We start from the raw sequence: 17,186 nt of genomic DNA, 5'->3' as shown, positions 1-17,186 counted from the left end.
GCCATGGAATCCCCGCCCTAACTGCGCGCCGCCGTGAGGCGCTTCGCCGGTGACGCCGCCACCACGCGGGCGCCGACCAATGCGGTCACCATCACGGCCATGCACGCCAGGCCGTCGTCTTTGAGTCCCCACCTGATGGCGGCGAGAATCGCCACGCCCGCGACGCACAGCAGGGCACCGATGGCCGCTCCCCGCCCGCGCCCCGTCACTGTCGGGGCGCCGTCCCAGCCGGACAACGGGTTGTTCTCCAGCGGGCGCAGTGCGACGAAAAGCACCGCCACGGCGACGACCACGACGAGCAGCTGCACGAGGCTGACGGCGAGGAAATCCCGCGCGCCGGGGTAACGCGGGGCGCCGAGGCAGTCGAAGAGCAGATGCACACCCAGCAGCACGGGCATGTGCCACAGGTACAGGGTCATGGCTCCGGAGTTACCGATAGCCGTCCACCACCACACCCGTGGCCGCCGGGCCCAGCGTGCGATCGCCGGTGCGGCGGCGATCGCCAACGCGCTCAAGATGATTGCGTGCCCGGCCAACAGCAATGAGGGTGGGCTGGTGTTGGACAGCTGGTGATCCCCGGTGCCGACCATGCTGATCTGGTACGGACCCCAGTGCACCAGCGCGACGTCGACGGCGAAGAAGGCCGCCGCGGTGACCAGCGCGGCCCGCCCGGTGAGCAGCCTGCGGCGGTAGGCGACGCCGAACATGGCGGGGATGAGCCAGACGCCCAGGTTGAGGTAGCCCAGGGGCATCATCGCCGGCCAGTGCAGCCGGATGGCGTCGATCGCCGCGATAGCCCCGTAGACGCCGGCCACAGCCGCGGCGAGACGCCCCGCGGTGGTGATGCGGGACAGCACCGGCATGGCGGCCAGCACCAGCACGTAGGCGCCCAAGAACCACAGCAGCTGCGTGCTGACACCGGCCACTGGCTCGTAGATGTGTTGCGGCACAGCCCGATACAGCACCGTCAGCGCCACCGCCCAAAACGCCAGGTAGTAGAACACCGGCCGGAACAGTCTGGTGCAGCGCTTCATCAGCCAGTCACCCCAGTTGGTGCCGGCAGACCACGACGACAGGCAGGCCGCGGCGCCGGCGAAGAAGAACAGCGGCATGATCTGCAGCAGCCAGGTCGCTGCCTGAAACACCACCGAGGTGGTCAGCAGGTTATCCCAGATCAAGACGTGGTCGCGGATGATGCTGATGGCCATCACGGTGTGGCCGAGCACCACACCGATCAGCGACGTGATGCGGATGACGTCCAGGACGCGATCACGGTCGGCCGGAGTGGCCGCCGCCACCTCGGCGACGTCGGGGAATCTCGTAACAGCTGCCATGGAATGTCCTCTCGGGATCTATTGGTGAAGAACGGGATTGGCGGCGATGCCCGAAGCGCGGCTGGCTGCCAAGGCAAGCATCGCCAATCGCGCGGGGCCTGCACCCGCGCAGATCTACGCGTCACGCCTGAGTGGTACTACTCAGTTTCGCGGTGGCGGCATTGAGCGGGTCATAGTCGGCCAGCAGTTTCTCGATGCGTGCTTCGTCAAGCCGCACCCGCACGGTGGTCGCTTCCTGCTGGTCGCGAATCACCTTGGCCAGGGTGAACGCGCTCGACACCAAGAACAGGAAACTGATGCCGAGGAAGGATCGCTGCCACCCGTCCAGCGGAAGGAAGTAGATCCCGCCCAGCGCGGTCATGAAGCTGATCGCGAACGCGACGGCGGCTTGAACGAAAAATGCGGCGGTGGTCTTGGACATGCCATTGGGGACGGTCATGCCAAACAGCCTGCGGCAGCGCGCCGCTCCGGGGATCCGTAGGACTACTCAATCACGCGGGCACGCACGCCGCGGCCAACCGGGCCGCCTGGCCGCACGGCGTGGGGCGGTTGCCGGCCGGCTGAGGTTGCGTCACAAGTTCGTATCGGCGGGCGAACACTCGCCGGACCTGCCGGGATCGGGATAGCTGCGCACCTAGTCTGTCCAGCCAGCAGACCCGAACCAGTTTTGCGGCGCCCCGATTGGCGCCGACCACCGAGGAGTACCCACGTGGCCGACCTGGACCGGCGCCGTTTCCTGGTCGCGCTGGCCGCGACGATGGCCGCCGCCACCGGCGGGCCCGACGCGGCGGCGCGCGGCGACGGTGGTGGATCCGCCCCGTTCCCGCGCGCTCCCGTCCTGCCGTTGTCACCCCCGGACCCGCGATCGCGGGTCGCACTGCCCGACGGCGGTGTGCTGAACAAACTTCCGGGTGGTGGCGATCTCCTGGCGTGGACGGTCGACGACGGCGCCAACACCGATGTGGTGCGGCTCTACACCCAGTTCGCCAAGGACACCGGGGTGCGGCTCACCTATTTCGTCACCGGGGGCTATCACTCGTGGACCGACAATGCCGCCTTGCTCCGACCGCTGGTCGAAGCCGGCCAGATACAGCTGGGCAACCACACCTGGACGCATCCCGACTTGACCAGGCTATCGAAGAGCCAAGTGGCCGAGGAGATCTCGCGCACGCACGCGTTTCTGCGGAATACGTATGGCGTGGATGCCGCTCCCTACCTGCGGCCACCGTATGGCCATCACAACGCCGCGGTCGCGGCAGTGGCCGCCGATCTGGGCTACCGGGTGACCACGTTGTGGTCCGGCGACTTGCGGGATTCCGCCCTGGTTTCCGAGGACCAGATCGTCAGGATGGCGTACCAGTCGTTCATCCCGCAGAACATCGTGATCGGCCACCTCAACCACCCACCGGTGACGCACGTCTACCCCCGGCTCGTCGACATCATTCGGTCGCGCCGGCTGCGCACCGTGACGCTCGACGACGTTTTCCTGCGGCCGGGGGCCGGACAGGGCAACGGCAAGGCGCCTCAGCCCAGCTGATCACCAATCTCCTTGGCCGCCTTGACAAGTGCCGCCGCCACTGCGGCGTAGCGGGAGGCGTCCAGCCGGTTCAACGGAGCGGCGGCGTTCAGCGCGAGCCGCAGGCCCGGCGCCCGCGTCGGTATGGGCACCGCAACCGAGGCGACGCCCTCCTCGCTCTCTTCGCGGTTGATCGCGTACCCGCGCTCGCGGATGGCGGCGAGTTCGGCCGCCAACTCCGTCCGGCTGCCGATCGAGGACGACGTGATGCGTTCCAGCCGCTCGTCCGGCAGCAGCTGACGCAGCTCCGGCTCGGGCAGCTGCGCCAGCATCACCTTGCCCGTCGAGGTGCAATGCGCCGGCATGGCGCGGCCCAGCCGGGACGCCACCCGAACCGCGGCGGGGCCTTCCACGGCGGCGACGAAGCGGACACCGGCGCCGTCGAGCATCCCCACGTGTACGGTCTCGCGCAGCCGTTCGGCGAGGCTGCGCATGATCGGCGTGGCCGTTCGCTGGATGTCGATGCGGCTGAAGATCGCCGACGCCACACCGGTCAGCGACGGGCCGGGCAGGTAGGCCTTCGACACCGGGTCTTGCCGCACGAAGCCGCGGTAGGCCAGCATCGCCAGCAACCGATGCGCGGTGGACGACGCCACGCCCAGGTAGCGGGTGGCCTCGCTCAACCGGATCTGGGGTTGTTCGCCCAACAGCAGCAGCAGCTTGAGGGCGTTGTCGACCGACTCGATCGGATACTGCGGCGCAAGCGAATCGGCGGCGTCCTCCGCCGTGGCCCGCTCACGCTTCGTTGGCATGTGATCACGGTAGTCGCAGAAGCCACATCAGTCACCGCGCCCGAGGGTGGCGCCTCACGTGCCCGCCGTCCGGCTGGAGCGACCGTTGGGGCAAGACACCACGGGACGCTCACCCGCTCGCCGAGATTGCCCCCACGGCTGCGCATCCGCGGCTCGGGGCGACCACCCCGGCAATCTCGGCGCTTCGGGCTACACCACTTGGTCTTTCGCCCACCGGTAGTCGGCCTTGCCGGACGGCGAGCGCTGCAGCCGGTCGCGGAAGACGATGGCCTTGGGCAGCTTGTAGCGCGCGATGTGGCGGGCGGCCTCGGCGACGATGGCGTCGGGGTCCGCGGCCTCGCCGTCCGCCAACTGCACGATGGCGACCACCTCGTTGCCCCAACGGACACTCGGCCGGCTCGTCACGACGACGTCGTAGACGGCGGGATGCCGGAGTATCGCGGCCTCGACCTCCTCGGCGAAAATCTTCTCCCCGCCGGAGTTGATGGTGACCGAATCGCGGCCCAGCAGTTCGATTTGGCCATCGGCGTGCCAGCGTGCCCGATCCCCGGGCACCGAGTGCCTCACCCCCTCGATCACCGGGAACGTGCGCGCGGTCTTCTCGGGATCACCCAGATATCCCAGCGGTATCAGGCGTTGCTGTGCCAGCCAACCGATTTCGTCGTCGCCGGGCGACAGGATCCGGGTCAAGTCCTCGCTGACCACGACCGCGCCCGGGTTGGGGGCGAACCGGCCCGAGGCGTCCTGCCCGCGGGAAGAGACCTGACCCATCTGCGAGCCCGATTCCGACGCGCCCCCCGCGTCGAGGATCGTCAGCTGGGGCAGCAGTTCGAGGAAGCGCTTTTTGAGCGGGGCGCTCAGCGCCGCCCCGCCGGTGATCAGGATCAGCAGCCCGGACAGGTCGTAATTCCCGGTCTCGAGCTCCTCCAGCAGCGGCCGCCCGAACGCGTCGCCGACCATCGACATCGAGACCACCCGCTCCCGGCTGGCCAGCGCCCAGGCCTCGGCCGGATCGAAGTGCGTGGTCGTCCCCGGCATCACGAAGGGGCGCCCCGCGCACAGGTTGATGAACGCGGCCCACTGCGCCGCCCCGTGCATCAGCGGGGCCACCGTCATCGAACCCGGGCTCTCGGGCCGCGATCGCTCCACGATCTCCTCCAGGCTGGTCACTTCCTCACCGGTGCCGAAATTGCGGCCGCCCATGGCATTCAGATAAATGTCGTGCTGCCGCCACAGCACGGCCTTGGGCATCCCGGTGGTGCCGCCGGTGTAGAGCAGATAGAGGTCGTCGGGCGAGGGCGTGAGATCGAGTGGCTCGTCGGACACCGACGCGAGAAGTTCCTCGTAGCGCACCGCCCCCGGCAGCGGGTCGTGCCCGGACCCGTCGTCGACGTGGATCAAGCGCACGTCGGCTCCCATGGTCCGCAGCGCCTCGCCCAGCGTCGGCGCGAAGCGCGCGTGGTACATGACGGCCTCGGCGCGGGCGTTGCCCAGCAGGTACGTCAGCTCGTCGGCGACGTAGCGGTAGTTGACGTTGAAGGGCGCGACGCGCGCCTTGTACGCGCCGAGCATGGCCTCGAGATACTCGTTGCAGTTGGCCAGATATACGCCGAGATGGCTTTGGCCAGATTCGTACGGCGCCAACTCCGCCCGCTCGCGCCGCACGCCCAGCCCCCATTCGTGCAGGGCACGGGCGAATCGGCGGGCGCGTTCGTCGGTCTGCGCGAAGGTCAGGCGGCGATCGCCGAACACGATGCAGTCCCGGTCGGGGTTGGCCTCCGCGACCGCACCGAACACCTGGGCGAGGTTGAATCGCATTGCCGCCGCTCCTCCCGTCGAGCCAGCGCCACGCTACAGCCCGCACCTATTAGTCTCGGCTTCGTGTACGGGGCTATTGGGACCGGATACAGCCGATACGTCGCCATCGGGGACAGCCAGACCGAGGGCCTGTGGGACGGTGACGACGTCGTCGGCCTCCTGGGCTTCGCCGACCGGCTCGCGGCGCTGCTCGACTCGCTCCATCCCGGTTTGCACTACGCCAACCTGGCGATCCGCGGCAAGCTGGTGGCCGACGTGCTGCGCGAGCAGGTCCCGCAGGCGCTGGCCATGCGGCCAGACCTGATCACCGTGTGCGTCGGGATGAACGACGTGATCCAGCCGGGTCGCTCCTTCGGCCGCGCCCTGGTCGACCTCGACGAGGTCCACGCCGCGCTGGCCGGATCGGGGGCGACGGTGGTGACGACGACGTTCCCCAACGTCGCGCAGTTCCTCCCGCTCGGCCGCCTCGTGTCCGGGCGCCTTGCCCGCATCAACGATGCGATCCGAGCGGCCGCCGATCACCACGGCTTCAGGCTGGTCGACCTGTACAACGCGCCGTCGATGCGCGAGTTGGACACCTGGGCCATCGACCGTGTGCACGCGTCGGCCAAAGGGCACATGCTGTTCGCCGCCGCGGCCGCCGAGGCCCTGAATCTGCCTGGCAGCAACCATGATTGGGCCCACGCCAGCCCCGAAGCCAGGCGGCGGTCACTCAGCGGCGGCGCTTACGAACAGCTGCGCTGGACGCAGGACAGTTTCTTCCCGTGGATCTGGCGACGGCTGCGCGGCATGTCGTCGGCCGATGGGCGGGAACCCAAACGGCCGCAGCTGGAACGCCTCAGCGCGCCGAGCAGACCGGCCGACGCGAACCGCAGGGTTTAGGGCACGCATCCCCGGACGGTCAGGCATCCTGGACGCATGGATGTGGAAGCTTTGCTGCACGCGATCCCGCCGCTCGCGGTCTACCTGGTGGTCGGCGGTGTGGTGGGGCTGGAGAGCCTGGGCATTCCCCTTCCGGGCGAAATCATCCTGGTCAGCGCCGCCCTGATGTCGTCGCACGACGACTTACCGGTCAACCCCGTCGGTGTCGGCGTCGCGGCGGTGATCGGCGCCGTGATCGGCGACTCGATCGGCTACGCGATCGGGCGCCGGTTCGGCATGCCGCTCTTCGACCGGCTCGGCCGGCGATTCCCCAAACATTTCGGTCCCGGACACGTCGCGTTGGCCGAGAAGTTGTTCAACCGCTGGGGCGTTCGCGCCGTGTTCTTCGGCCGCTTCATCGCGCTGCTGCGGATATTCGCCGGGCCGCTGGCCGGAGCGTTGAAGATGCATTACCCGCGCTTTTTGGCGGCCAACGTCTCGGGGGCCATCTGCTGGGCCGGCGGCACCACCGCACTGGTGTACTTCGCCGGGATGGCCGCGGAGCGCTGGATGGAGCGGTTCTCCTGGATCGCGCTCGTCATCGCCGTCGTCTGCGGTCTGATCGCCGCCTTTGCCCTGCGTGAGCGCACCTCGCGGGCCATCGCCGAGCTGGAGGCCGAGCATTACCGCAAGGCGGGCAGCACCGCCGCCGACGCCGCGTGAAACGCGCGCCCTAACTGGCCGCCTCGCCGATGTCCTCGGGTGCGACCGGCCGGTGCTCTTCGATGAGGGTGACGGCCATCCTGCGGGCACGCAACGCCGCGTCCAAGTCGCCCACGGCCGCCAGCACGATGGCGCCCTTCATCAGGATGTGCCAGGACGAGGCGAAGTCCTCGACGTCGGTGAGCCCCGCCGCGACGGCCCGGTGGCGCACGATGTCGCGGACGTGGTCGATGTGGGTGATACAGGCCCGGCCCGCGGGGGAATCGTGCCCGAGCTCGAGGAGCACGTTGATGAACGAGCAGCCTTCGTAGCCGTCGCGCAGCTGGATCCAGTCGTGCATGACGTCGAAGATCGCGAGCAACTGCTCCTCGGGCGTCTCGCCGCGCTGCCGCGACTGCTCCTCGATCAGGCCGTGCGTCCACAGTTCTTCGCGCCGCTGCAGCACGGCCAACACCAGGTCGTTCTTGGTGGCGAAATGCCGGTACAGGGTGGCCCTGGCAACCCCGGCCCGGTCGATCACCTCTTCGGTGCCGACCGCGCGGATGCCACGCCTACTGAACAGGTCATATGCCGCGGTCAGGATGCGTTCACGCGCCGACGCGGCGGGCCTTCCGACATCGGAGGTTGTCATAGCAACCCACAACATACTCTTAAGTCAGTTATGTAGACAGACTGACCTGTCTTGTTATACAAATGAGATTCGCATTCCGCGAAGAGTCTGTCTTCAAACGGCAGGACGGGCATCCATCGCAGCGTCGTAGACGCCGGTCGATTAGGAGTCCACGATGTTGAGTTCGGCCATTGCAGAACCGATGACAACCACCCACCTGATGCTCAGCACCAAGCTGGTCTACGAGCTGGGCGATCCGAACAGCACGCTGCGCGCCACGGCCGACCGCAGCGGCCCGGCGGTGCTGATCTACGCGGGCGGGGAGATCGACGCGTGCAACGAGCACACCTGGCGCCAGCTGGTCAGCGAGGTAGCCGGCATCGTCATCACGCCCGGCCCGCTCGTGGTCGACGTCACCGGACTCGAGTTCATGGGCTGCTGCGCCTTCGCGGTGCTGGCCGACGAGGCGAAGCGCTGCAAGGATCGCGGCGTCGAGCTGCGCCTGGTGAGCCGCGAGCCGATCGTCGCCCGCATCGTCGACGCGTGCGGCCTGTCCGCGCTGCTGCCCATCTACCCGACCGCCGATTCCGCACTGGCCTCCCCGGCCCGTTGGTAACGGGGCGGCCCAGGCACTGATCGGCCCTCCCCGGCCGGATGAGCGACCCTCCCACCTTCGGCGCGGAGGAGGAATTCCTCCTCGTCGACCCGCGAACCGGTGAACCGGCTCCGCGGAACGCCGATGTGGCCGCCGAGGCCGCGCGCCGCGGCGTCGAGCTGCAGCTGGAACTGAGCAGCTGCCAGGTGGAAACCACGTCCAGCGTCGTGGCGACCAGCTCGGAACTGGGCGAAGAACTGTCCCGGCTGCGGCGCGCGGCGGCGCAGGCGGCCGAGGGGGCGGGGCTTCGGCTGCTCGCGACCGGGCTTCCGCCCGCCACGCCGCACGAGTTTCCGGTCACCGACACCCCCCGCTACCGGCGGATCGGCGCCGAGTACGGGATGGTCGCGCACGAGCAAGGGATCTGCGGATGCCATGTGCACGTACAGGTTCCGGACCGCGCGGCCGCCGTCGGGGTCAGCAACTGGCTACGACCGTGGTTGCCGTCATTGCTTGCGCTGTCGGCGAATTCGGCGGTGTACCGCAGCGCCGACAGCGGCTTTGCGAGCTGGCGCAGCGTCCTGTGGCGGCGCTGGCCGGTCGCCGGGCCGCCACCGTTCTTCCCGTCGCCCGACGACTATGACCGCACGGTGCAAATGCTGATCGACAGCGAAGTGATCCTGGACCACAAGATGGTCTACTGGGACGTGCGCCCGTCGGAGAACTTCCCGACGATCGAGGTGCGGGTGGCCGACGTGCCGGCGACCGTCGAGGAGACGGTGCTGCTCGCCACCCTGGTCAGGGCGGCGGTGATGACGGCGCTCGAAGCGCCCGCGGACGAGCCCGGGCGGCTTCCGCCGGCGGGCCCTGCGCGCGGCGTACTGGAAGGCCGGCCACGACGGGCTGGCCGGGCGCGCGCTCGACCTGGTCCACGGCCGCGGCGCGGTGCCCGCGCGTGAACAGCTGGGCGCGCTCGTGCAGCGCGTGCGGCCGGCGCTGGAATCGCTCGGCGAATATGACCGCGTCACGAGCGAACTCGACCGGGTCGCCGCGCAGGGTAACGGGGCGATACGCCAGCTGCGGGCGTGGCGCGAGCGCGGCGAGGTGATGGACGTCATCGAAGCGGCGGCCGCCGCGACGCTGAGCTGAACCCGTTGCGGCACAGCACTTCTGGTCACGCCACGGCGACCAGGCGATACAGCCCGATCAGGCCCACCACCACGATGGTCGCGCGCAGCGCGTTGCCCGACAAGCGGCGCCCGTAGCGGGCCCCGACCAGTCCGCCCGCCAGCGAGCCCGCCGCGATCAGCCCGGCGGCGGGCCAGCTGATGCGGTCGAAGGCCACCAACGTATAGGCCACGGCCGCAACCACATTCACCACCAGCGTCAGCAGGTTCTTGGCCGCGTTCATCCGCTGCACCGACTCCGGCAGCAGCGCGCCCATCAGGCCGACCAGCAGGATGCCCTGAGCGGCGGTGAAATAACCGCCGTAGACGCCGACGGCGAAGGTGCCGAGCACCAGGACGGCCATGCGGGCAGGGGTGATGTGCTCGGGTGACCGGCCGGCCACCTCCGCGCGCCGGCTCGTCCACGCCTGGATCCGCGGCCCGACGACCACCAGCACCAGCGCCAGCACCAGCAGCACCGGCACCACCTCGGCGAAGACCTTCTCCGGCAGGTGCAGCAGCAGGAAGGCGCCCAGCACCGCACCCGCCAGCGAGGCGGGCAGCTGCCAGCGCAGGCGGTTCCACTGCCCGCGCAGTTCGGCGCGGTAGCCCCAGGTGCCCGACACGCTGCCGGCGACCAGACCGGTCGCGTTCGACATGGTGGCGGTGACGGGCGGGAAGCCCAGGGCGACCAGCGTGGGAAAGGTGATCAGGGTGCCGGACCCGACGAGCGCGTTGATGGCGCCGGCGCCGAACCCGGCCAAGCAGATCAGGAGCATGTGGGAAGGCGACACTGAAGAAAAACCTTAGCTTGCCGCCGGTTTCGTCTTGCGGGCAAGTGCCGGGTGCGGTTTGTCGGTCAGGCGGGCGGCGCTTCGGCCCCACGGTCGACGTCGGTGCGGAGCTTGACCGACGCCGAATACGCCAGCGTCCGGAAGCGCAGGACAGGATCGTCGGAGGGCTCGATGCCGTCGGTCACCCGCATCGGGTCGAACACGACGATGTCGCCGCCGTGCTCGCGCTCGGTCTCCAGGCCGGTGATCTCGATGGTGCCGACGGTCGCGATCTGCGTGCTCTGCCAGGGCGCCGACGGATCGACCGTCGAGTCGGCGGGCCCGCCGATCTGCACCCGGTATTCGAACCGCACCGGGCCGCTGTCCAGGCGGGCGTTGAGTTCGTCGGTGAGGAAATCCGGCCCCTCGTTCTGGGCGGCCGACACCGACAGGTAGTTCTGTGCGGCGGCCGGAACCAGGTGGTAGCGAACGAATCTGGCGCTGCCGTCGGCGGCGACCCAGCGGAACGCGTGCAAGCCGTGGTACTCGATCGTGGCGTAGCTCACCGGGATCTTGTTCGCGTCGCGCAGCACCGGCAGCGCGCCGAGCAGCCGGGGGTGGGTGAGGAAGTACTTGGCCATGCGCAACGGCGTGGTCAGGCCCGGCCGCATCGCCTTGAGCAGGTCGACGAAGCCGTCCGGCGTGCTCGAGACGAACAGGCGCGCGGTCTGCGTCGACACGTCGGTGGTGGAACCGTCGGGCAGGGTGAACTTCACCGCCATTCCGCGGATGCCCGGCACGTTGTCGCGCTGACCCGGATTGCCGGCGCCGTTGGAGAAGCGGATCAGCGCCGGGACCGTCGAGCCATCGAAATGCTTTGCGCGCGTGAGCATCACCGCATCGGGTGTCGCCGTGAACGTGCCGCGGTAGAGCGCGCCTTTGGCGTGCAGGGCGCGGCAACCCGGCTGTGCACCGCCCGCGCCGCGAATCGCCTCGATCGCCTCATCGGGAGTGACCATTCGCGAATCTTAAGGCGCTAGGAGGGAAAGCCGAAGAGTTTGACGACACCGTGATCGCGGCCCGCGGTGTAGCCACCGTCGACGGCGATGGCCTGGCCGCTGACGAACGAGGCGTCGGACGACAGCAGGAACGCCGCCATGGCCGCGACCTCCTCCGGCTGGCCCAGCCGTTGCAGAGCGTGCTCCTCGGTGATCGATTGCAGCGGCCCCTCCATGCCGGGGAGGCCGAAGACGCCCTGGGCCATCGGCGTTTCGATGAACCCGGGACAGATGGCGTTGGCCCGGATGCCGCTGGGCCCGTAGTCGAGCGCGATGTTCTTGGTGAGCAACACGACGCCGCCCTTGGCCGCGTTGTACGAGCTGCCGCCCGCCGTGCCCTCCAGGCCCTCGACACTGGCGACGGTCACCAGGGAGCCCCGTTCGCCGTCGACGCGGGGTTGCTCGATCATCCGCGCGAGCGCCGCCTTGGCGACCAGGAACGTGCCGGTGAGGTTGATCCCGATCACCCGATCCCATTCGGCCCGGTCGAGCAGGTGGACCGGGCCTCCCCCGGCGACCCCGGCGGCGTGCAGCACCCCGTCGAGTCGTCCGGGCACCGCGGCCAACACGCCGGCGATCGCGGCTTCGTCGGTGACGTCGGCGGTGACGAACTCGAACCGCGGCCCGAGGTCGGGCGGGGCGGCCAGGTCGGCGCCGACGACCGCGGCCCCCTCGGCCAGCAGGCGTTTCGCGGTCGCCAGGCCGATCCCGGATGCGGCGCCCGTCACGACGAAGGTGCGCGAGCGGGCACGGTCAGGGTTCACCACGCTTGGTCCCCTCTGCTGGAAGGTCTGTCGGGCCGCAGCCATGTTGACACACGGCGCCACTCGCGCGAGGGCAAACCCGCTCGTCGGGCACCGCGGAAGGTCGACTCGATAAGGGAGAGCTATCGGCAAATAGCGGCCCGGTCTTGGACACCGTCCGTTCGCGGGGACATTGTGAGAACCAGCGGGCGCATCGTCCCCCTCCCCCGGACCAGGAGCTGACGAATGATTTCGACCACACCCAAGCCGACACGCCCACGGCGGGTCGCCCCCGTCGCGGTGGTCGCGGCCGCCGCCGTCACGGCGGTCCTCGTCCCGATCGGCACGGCCCGGGTGCCGGTGCGGCTGACATCGGCCCAGCCGGTCGACATCGCCCAGAGCGTCTCGATCGTGCCGGCGCCCGGCTGGACGCTCGGCCACCGCGGTCCGAACTGGGTGGCGCTCAGCAACGCCGACCTCAGCGCGCAGCTGCGGGTCACCGTCAAGCCCGCCGGCGCGGCGGATGCCGTCGCCGCGCTGCAGGCGGACAAGGACCAATTGGCCGGCACCGCGGCGGGCGTCCTGGGCAACGTGCGTGACCTGAGCGAGGCGCACACGAGAACGCTGCCCGGTCCGAAATTCCAGCAGGAGGCCTCCATCGACTACACGGCCGACGTGCTGGCGCCCGAGGGAGCGATGCCCGTGATAGGCACCTTCACCGAACTGTTGAACCCCTCGAACCAGCAGTCGGTCTTCATCGACTACCGCCAGGACAACAACGCGACCCCGCAGGCGGTCAGCGATGGCGGCATGATGATCGAGTCCATGCTCTGATCCACAATGGAGCAAAGCGAACTCGGAGGGATCCATGCCACCAGCCGATACCACGGCGCACACGACGGAGACGCTCGCCGGATTCGTCGACCGGCACGCCCGACAGCGGCCCGACGCCGTCGCGATTCGCTACGGCGAACGCCAGTGGTCCTGGGCTGACTGGGCCGCACGAATCCGCCGCGCGGCCGGCGCGCTGCGCGCCGCCGGTGTGCAGCGCGGGCAGTCGGTGGCATTCCTGGACAAGAACCACCCCGCCTGCCTCGAGGTGCTTTTCGCCGCCGCGTCCATCGGGGCCGTGACGACGGTCGTCAACTGGCGCGTCATCGGCGACGAACTCGTGCACGTGCTCGACGACAGTGGGGCGCGGCTGCTCTTCGTCGGCGCCGAGCTGCAGGCAGCGGCGGAGGCGGCCGCCGAACGCGCGCCGGGCGTGGAACGCATCGTCGTGGTGGGCGACGAGTACGAATCCCTGCTCGCCGCGGCGGCGCCCACCGAGGGCGACCCCGGGGTCGACGAGAGCGAGACGGCGCTGGTGATCTACAGCTCCGGCACCACCGGGCGACCGAAGGGCGTGCTGCTGAGCCAGCGCGCGCTGGTCAATCACGCCGCGAACCTGGCGCCGGCGTTCCCGTTCGGCGACGGGGACGCGAACCTGGTGGCCATGCCGCTCTTTCACGTCGGCGGAATCGGGTACGCGCTCTTCGGCATTCGGGCCGGGGTGCCCACGATCATGACCCGTGAACCCGACGCGGCCGCCCTCATCGGCGCGGTGCGGGCCGGCGCGACCCACGCCTTCTTCGTCCCGCCGGTGATCGCCCGGTTCCTCGACGGCGGCGAAGCGGCCCACGCCACCGTGGCGGGCCTGCGCTACATCGTGTACGGGGCGGCGCCCATGCCGCTGCCGCTGCTGCATCGCGCGCTGTCCACCTGGCCCGACACGCGTTTCGTCCAGGTGTACGGGCAGACCGAACTGTGCGGTGCGGTCACCGCGCTCAGCGACGCCGACCACCGCGATTCCGGCCGCCCGCACCTGCAGCTGGCCGCCGGAAAGGCGGTGCTGGGCACCGAGATTCGCGTGGTCGATCCCGAGACGGGCGCCGAGGTGCCCGCCGGGGAGCCCGGCGAGATCTGGGTGCGCAGCAACCAGAACATGAGCGGCTACCTGAACCGGCCCGACGCGACGGCCGAGACGATCACCGACGACGACTGGGTGCGCACGGGCGACATCGGGCGCCTCGACGCCGACGGCTACGTCTACATCGAGGACCGACTGAAGGACATGATCATCACCGGCGGCGAAAACGTGTACGGGCCCGAGGTGGAAAGCGTGCTCATCGAGCATCCCGCCGTGGCCGACGCCGCCGTGATCGGGGTGCCCGACGACTTCTGGGGGGAATCGGTCAAGGCGATCGTGGCGACCACGGGCGAGGCCGACGTCGACGCGAGCGACGTCATCGAATTCTGTCGTCGGCACCTGGCCGGTTACAAGTGCCCGCGGAGCGTCGACTTCGTGGAGTCGCTGCCCCGCAATGCGAGCGGAAAAATCCTCAAAACGCAGCTGCGCGAACCGTATTGGCGCGACCGGACGCGGGCGGTGTGAGCGTTCCTCACTCCGTCGATGGCGCAGCCAGCAACGCCACCGCGATGTCGGCCAAGACGGCCCGGACTCCCGGAAGTCTCCGCAACCGCGGCATCACCACCACGTCGTTGATCATCATCTGGGCCGCCTGCACGCGGATCCGCGCCTCGGTAACCGTCCAGCTGGGATTCAGTTGTCGCGCCAGGTGGACCCATTCGTCGATATAGGCGCGCTGCGCGCTCCGGACACTGTGACTGTCGGACTCCGGGAGTTGCGCCGCCTCGGTAATGAGCAATTCGACGATGTCCGGATTGGCGAACGCAAAGGTCTGATAGCTGAGCACCACGCGGCGCAGGGCTCCGGCGACGTCGGGGGCGTCGGCGACGGCGCGATTGAAGTTCGCCCAGAGCAGTTCGTTGCCGCGGAACATGGCCGCTACCAGGATGTCGGTCTTGGCGGCGAAGTGGTTGTAGACGCTGGGTCCGGCGATGCCCACAGCGGTGCCGATGTCGTCGACGCTGACCCCCGTGAACCCCCGCTGGGCGAACAGCGCGGCACCCGCGGACAGGATCGCCTCCCGTCGTGAGCGGGCGACCAGCGCGCCGCCCGACTCACCGCCGCCCGCGTCCCCACAAAGCTCGGCGCCGGCACCGAGCGGTACCGCGATCAACCCGGCCAAGAGCGCCGAAAAGCCCGGCTCGGGCATCGAAAGGCGATGGAATGAAATGCTATTCGCGATGCCGAGCGCGCACCATGCCAGCAGGTCTGCCTGCGCGGACCCCAGGTCCGGTCGCCGGTATCGAATATGTTGAGCGAGTCGATCGCCGATCTGTCGGGCGACCCGCTGCAGTCGTTTCCGGTCCTGCTCCCTGAGGTGACGGCCTTCACGCCGCCACAGCACGCCCACGGTGCGGTGATCCAGCACCAGTCGGGCCAGGACGGCGGCCAGGTCGGCGGAGGCGTCGGCCCCCTTCAATGCCTGGTCCAAAGTGCCGAGGGCATCCTCGATCACCGTCGCCAATAGGGCCTGTTTGCTCGGGAAGTGCCGGTACAGCGCCGACGCGCCGACCGCCACGGCGTCGGCGACATCGCTCATCGAGACATTGCCGTATCCCTTGTCGGAGAACAGGGTGGCCGCCGCATCGATGATCAACTGGCGCCGGTTCCCGGGCCGCGTCCCCCTGGCGGGTGGACTCGACAGGGATCGCCGCTCACTACCCATTATCGACTGTCCACGGGGCCCCGATAGCGTTCGCGCAGCTCACGTTTGAGGACCTTACCCGCGCCGGAAACGGGTAGCTCGGTGACGAATTCCATGCTGCGCGGCACCTTATACCCGGCGATGAGTTCCCGGCAGTGCTCCCGTATCGATTCCTCGGTCGGATTGCTCCCCGGACGCGACACGATGACGGCGTGGACCCGTTCGCCCCATTGATCGTCGGGCACGCCGATGACCGCCGAGGCGGCGACCGTGGGGTGGCCGGCCAGGGCGTTCTCGACCTCGGCCGAGTAGACGTTCTCGCCGCCCGTGATGATCATGTCTTTGAGACGGTCGATGATGAACAAGTAGCCCTGCTCGTCCATGCGCGCCACGTCACCAGTGTGCATCCAGCCGTCGCGAACCGTGGCGGCCGTCTCGGCGGGCCGGTTCCAGTAGCCGAGCATGACGTTGTCGCCGCGCACGATGACTTCCCCGATCTCACCCGCCGGCACCTCGTCGCCGTTCGGGTCCACCACCCGCACTTCGACATGAGGGAGGGCCCGGCCGGCGGATCGCTGCAGTGCCGGGTTGTCATGGTCGGCCGCCGAGAGGAAGGTGGCCGCCGGGGCCAGCTCGGTCATCCCGTACGCCTGCGCCAAACCGGTATTCGGAAACGCCTTTTGGGCACGGTCGACAAGCGCTTCGGAGATCGGTGAGGCCCCGTAGATGAGGTGGCGCAGCGAGGTGAGGTCGAACCCGGCGGAGTCCGAATGGTCGATCAGCATCTGGATCATCGTCGGTACCAGCAACACGTCGGTGACGTGATGGTTGCCGATCGCTTCGGCCACGCCGCCGGGGGTGAACGACGGCACCATCACGTGGGTTGATCCTGCGACGTTGCCGGCGATCCACATGCCGATCGCCGCCAGATGAAACAGGGGCGCGGCGTGCAGGATTCGGCCGTGGTCGGTGAGGAACCGGCCGGTGGCCAGGCAGCCCAGCGCGGAGGTCATCACGTTGTTGTGGCTGAGCATCACTCCCTTGGGATGCCCGGTCGTACCGCCGGTGTAGAAGATGCCGTAAAGCTCGTCCCCACCGCGTCGTGGGTCGGGGATCGGCCGCGCGCTGTCGATGAGCGTTTCGTAGTCGAGCATCCCCGGCGGGCAGGGGCCCTCGCCGCAGTAGACGATCGTCGACAGCTCGGCGCCCGCGGCCTCCACCTGCGGGACGGTGGCGGCGAACGCATCGTCGACGAGCAGCACGGCGGTTTCCGAATCCCGTAGCGAGTAGGCGATTTCGGCCGGGCTCCAGCGGACGTTGACCGGGTTCACGGCCGCGTCAGCCCATGGCACCGCGTACATGTACTCGTGATAGCGGTCGGAGTTCAGGCCCAAGAAGGCCACCCGCTCGCCGCGGCGCACGCCCCGCGCCCGCAGAGCGCCAGCCAGCCGCGCGATGCGATCGGCAGACTGGCGCACCGTACGTTGGCGATCGGCGAAAACCGTCAGCGGCATGTCCGGACACTGCTGGAGCATGCGGTGAAGCGACTGTGTCACATACATT

The 17,186-nt window shown here is 69.2% G+C and carries 16 protein-coding genes and 1 pseudogene; 7 read left to right on the top strand and 10 right to left on the bottom strand.

The annotated features are described in order from the left end of the window. Window positions 1–17: 17 nt before the first annotated feature. A complete protein-coding gene (locus G6N37_RS03555; RefSeq protein ID WP_163675978.1) occupies window positions 18–1,334 on the bottom strand; it encodes an acyltransferase family protein in 1,317 nt (438 codons plus the stop codon). A gap of 121 nt (window positions 1,335–1,455) precedes the next feature. Further along, the gene (locus G6N37_RS03550) at window positions 1,456–1,773 is read right to left on the bottom strand and encodes a YiaA/YiaB family inner membrane protein (RefSeq protein WP_163675975.1); all 318 of its coding nucleotides are present in this window, start codon (window positions 1,771–1,773) and stop codon (window positions 1,456–1,458) included. 279 nt (window positions 1,774–2,052) lie between these two features. On the opposite strand from G6N37_RS03550, the gene G6N37_RS03545 reads away from it, so the two are divergent. Continuing rightward, window positions 2,053–2,871 carry a polysaccharide deacetylase family protein gene (locus G6N37_RS03545; protein ID WP_163684559.1) on the top strand — a complete coding sequence of 273 codons (819 nt, stop codon included), beginning with the start codon at window positions 2,053–2,055 and terminating at the stop codon, window positions 2,869–2,871. On the opposite strand, the gene G6N37_RS03540 is transcribed toward G6N37_RS03545, so the two are convergent. Further along, window positions 2,859–3,662 (bottom strand): IclR family transcriptional regulator, encoded by an 804-nt coding sequence (locus tag G6N37_RS03540; RefSeq protein WP_163675972.1) that lies wholly within the window; start codon window positions 3,660–3,662, stop codon window positions 2,859–2,861. The two genes, G6N37_RS03545 and G6N37_RS03540, sit on opposite strands and share 13 nt — an antisense overlap. Before the next feature lie 189 nt (window positions 3,663–3,851). Then, entirely contained in the window at window positions 3,852–5,480 is a 1,629-nt protein-coding gene (locus tag G6N37_RS03535; RefSeq protein WP_163675970.1) for an acyl-CoA synthetase, read from the bottom strand. A gap of 63 nt (window positions 5,481–5,543) precedes the next feature. On the opposite strand from G6N37_RS03535, the gene G6N37_RS03530 reads away from it, so the two are divergent. Together G6N37_RS03530 and G6N37_RS03525 are read left to right on the top strand one after the other, a co-directional pair. Continuing rightward, the gene (locus G6N37_RS03530; RefSeq protein ID WP_163675965.1) at window positions 5,544–6,362 is read left to right on the top strand and encodes an SGNH/GDSL hydrolase family protein; all 819 of its coding nucleotides are present in this window, start codon (window positions 5,544–5,546) and stop codon (window positions 6,360–6,362) included. A 36-nt stretch (window positions 6,363–6,398) separates the two neighbouring features. Further along, window positions 6,399–7,064: a DedA family protein gene (locus tag G6N37_RS03525; RefSeq protein WP_163675962.1), complete on the top strand. Its 666-nt coding sequence runs from the start codon at window positions 6,399–6,401 to the stop codon at window positions 7,062–7,064. A gap of 10 nt (window positions 7,065–7,074) precedes the next feature. Here G6N37_RS03525 and G6N37_RS03520 read toward each other — a convergent pair whose 3' ends face one another. Continuing rightward, window positions 7,075–7,695 (bottom strand): TetR/AcrR family transcriptional regulator, encoded by a 621-nt coding sequence (locus G6N37_RS03520; protein WP_163675958.1) that lies wholly within the window; start codon window positions 7,693–7,695, stop codon window positions 7,075–7,077. 199 nt (window positions 7,696–7,894) lie between these two features. Between G6N37_RS03520 and G6N37_RS03515 the strand changes: the two genes are divergently transcribed. After that, a complete protein-coding gene (locus G6N37_RS03515) occupies window positions 7,895–8,290 on the top strand; it encodes an anti-sigma factor antagonist (RefSeq protein ID WP_163684544.1) in 396 nt (131 codons plus the stop codon). A gap of 38 nt (window positions 8,291–8,328) precedes the next feature. Further along, a pseudogene (locus tag G6N37_RS03510) lies at window positions 8,329–9,418 on the top strand (glutamate--cysteine ligase). A gap of 25 nt (window positions 9,419–9,443) precedes the next feature. On the opposite strand, the gene G6N37_RS03505 reads toward G6N37_RS03510, so the two are convergent. From G6N37_RS03505 to G6N37_RS03495, 3 genes are all read right to left on the bottom strand, one after another. Next, a complete protein-coding gene (locus G6N37_RS03505; protein WP_163675955.1) occupies window positions 9,444–10,229 on the bottom strand; it encodes a sulfite exporter TauE/SafE family protein in 786 nt (261 codons plus the stop codon). A gap of 65 nt (window positions 10,230–10,294) precedes the next feature. Then, the gene (locus G6N37_RS03500) at window positions 10,295–11,227 is read right to left on the bottom strand and encodes a catalase family peroxidase (RefSeq protein ID WP_163675952.1); all 933 of its coding nucleotides are present in this window, start codon (window positions 11,225–11,227) and stop codon (window positions 10,295–10,297) included. A gap of 17 nt (window positions 11,228–11,244) precedes the next feature. Beyond that, complete coding sequence (locus G6N37_RS03495) at window positions 11,245–12,075, bottom strand: SDR family NAD(P)-dependent oxidoreductase (protein WP_163675949.1); 831 nt, start codon at window positions 12,073–12,075, stop codon at window positions 11,245–11,247. A gap of 180 nt (window positions 12,076–12,255) precedes the next feature. Between G6N37_RS03495 and G6N37_RS03490 the strand changes: the two genes are divergently transcribed. Next, window positions 12,256–12,843, top strand: a complete 588-nt coding sequence (locus G6N37_RS03490) for a hypothetical protein (RefSeq protein WP_276066527.1) — start codon at window positions 12,256–12,258, stop codon at window positions 12,841–12,843. Window positions 12,844–12,877: 34 nt separating this feature from the next. After that, the gene (locus tag G6N37_RS03485; protein ID WP_163675946.1) at window positions 12,878–14,443 is read left to right on the top strand and encodes a long-chain-fatty-acid--CoA ligase; all 1,566 of its coding nucleotides are present in this window, start codon (window positions 12,878–12,880) and stop codon (window positions 14,441–14,443) included. Between the two features lie 7 nt (window positions 14,444–14,450). Here G6N37_RS03485 and G6N37_RS03480 read toward each other — a convergent pair whose 3' ends face one another. Together G6N37_RS03480 and G6N37_RS03475 are read right to left on the bottom strand one after the other, a co-directional pair. Further along, window positions 14,451–15,575 carry a TetR/AcrR family transcriptional regulator gene (locus tag G6N37_RS03480; protein WP_163675942.1) on the bottom strand — a complete coding sequence of 375 codons (1,125 nt, stop codon included), beginning with the start codon at window positions 15,573–15,575 and terminating at the stop codon, window positions 14,451–14,453. Window positions 15,576–15,643: 68 nt separating this feature from the next. Next, entirely contained in the window at window positions 15,644–17,185 is a 1,542-nt protein-coding gene (locus G6N37_RS03475) for an acyl-CoA synthetase (RefSeq protein ID WP_163675939.1), read from the bottom strand. Window position 17,186: the final 1 nt, after the last annotated feature.

The organism is Mycobacterium seoulense (assembly GCF_010731595.1).
Lineage (GTDB): Bacteria > Actinomycetota > Actinomycetes > Mycobacteriales > Mycobacteriaceae > Mycobacterium > Mycobacterium seoulense.
Note: the sequence above shows the minus strand (reverse complement) of the source record. Positions and strands in the feature narration are given on the sequence as shown.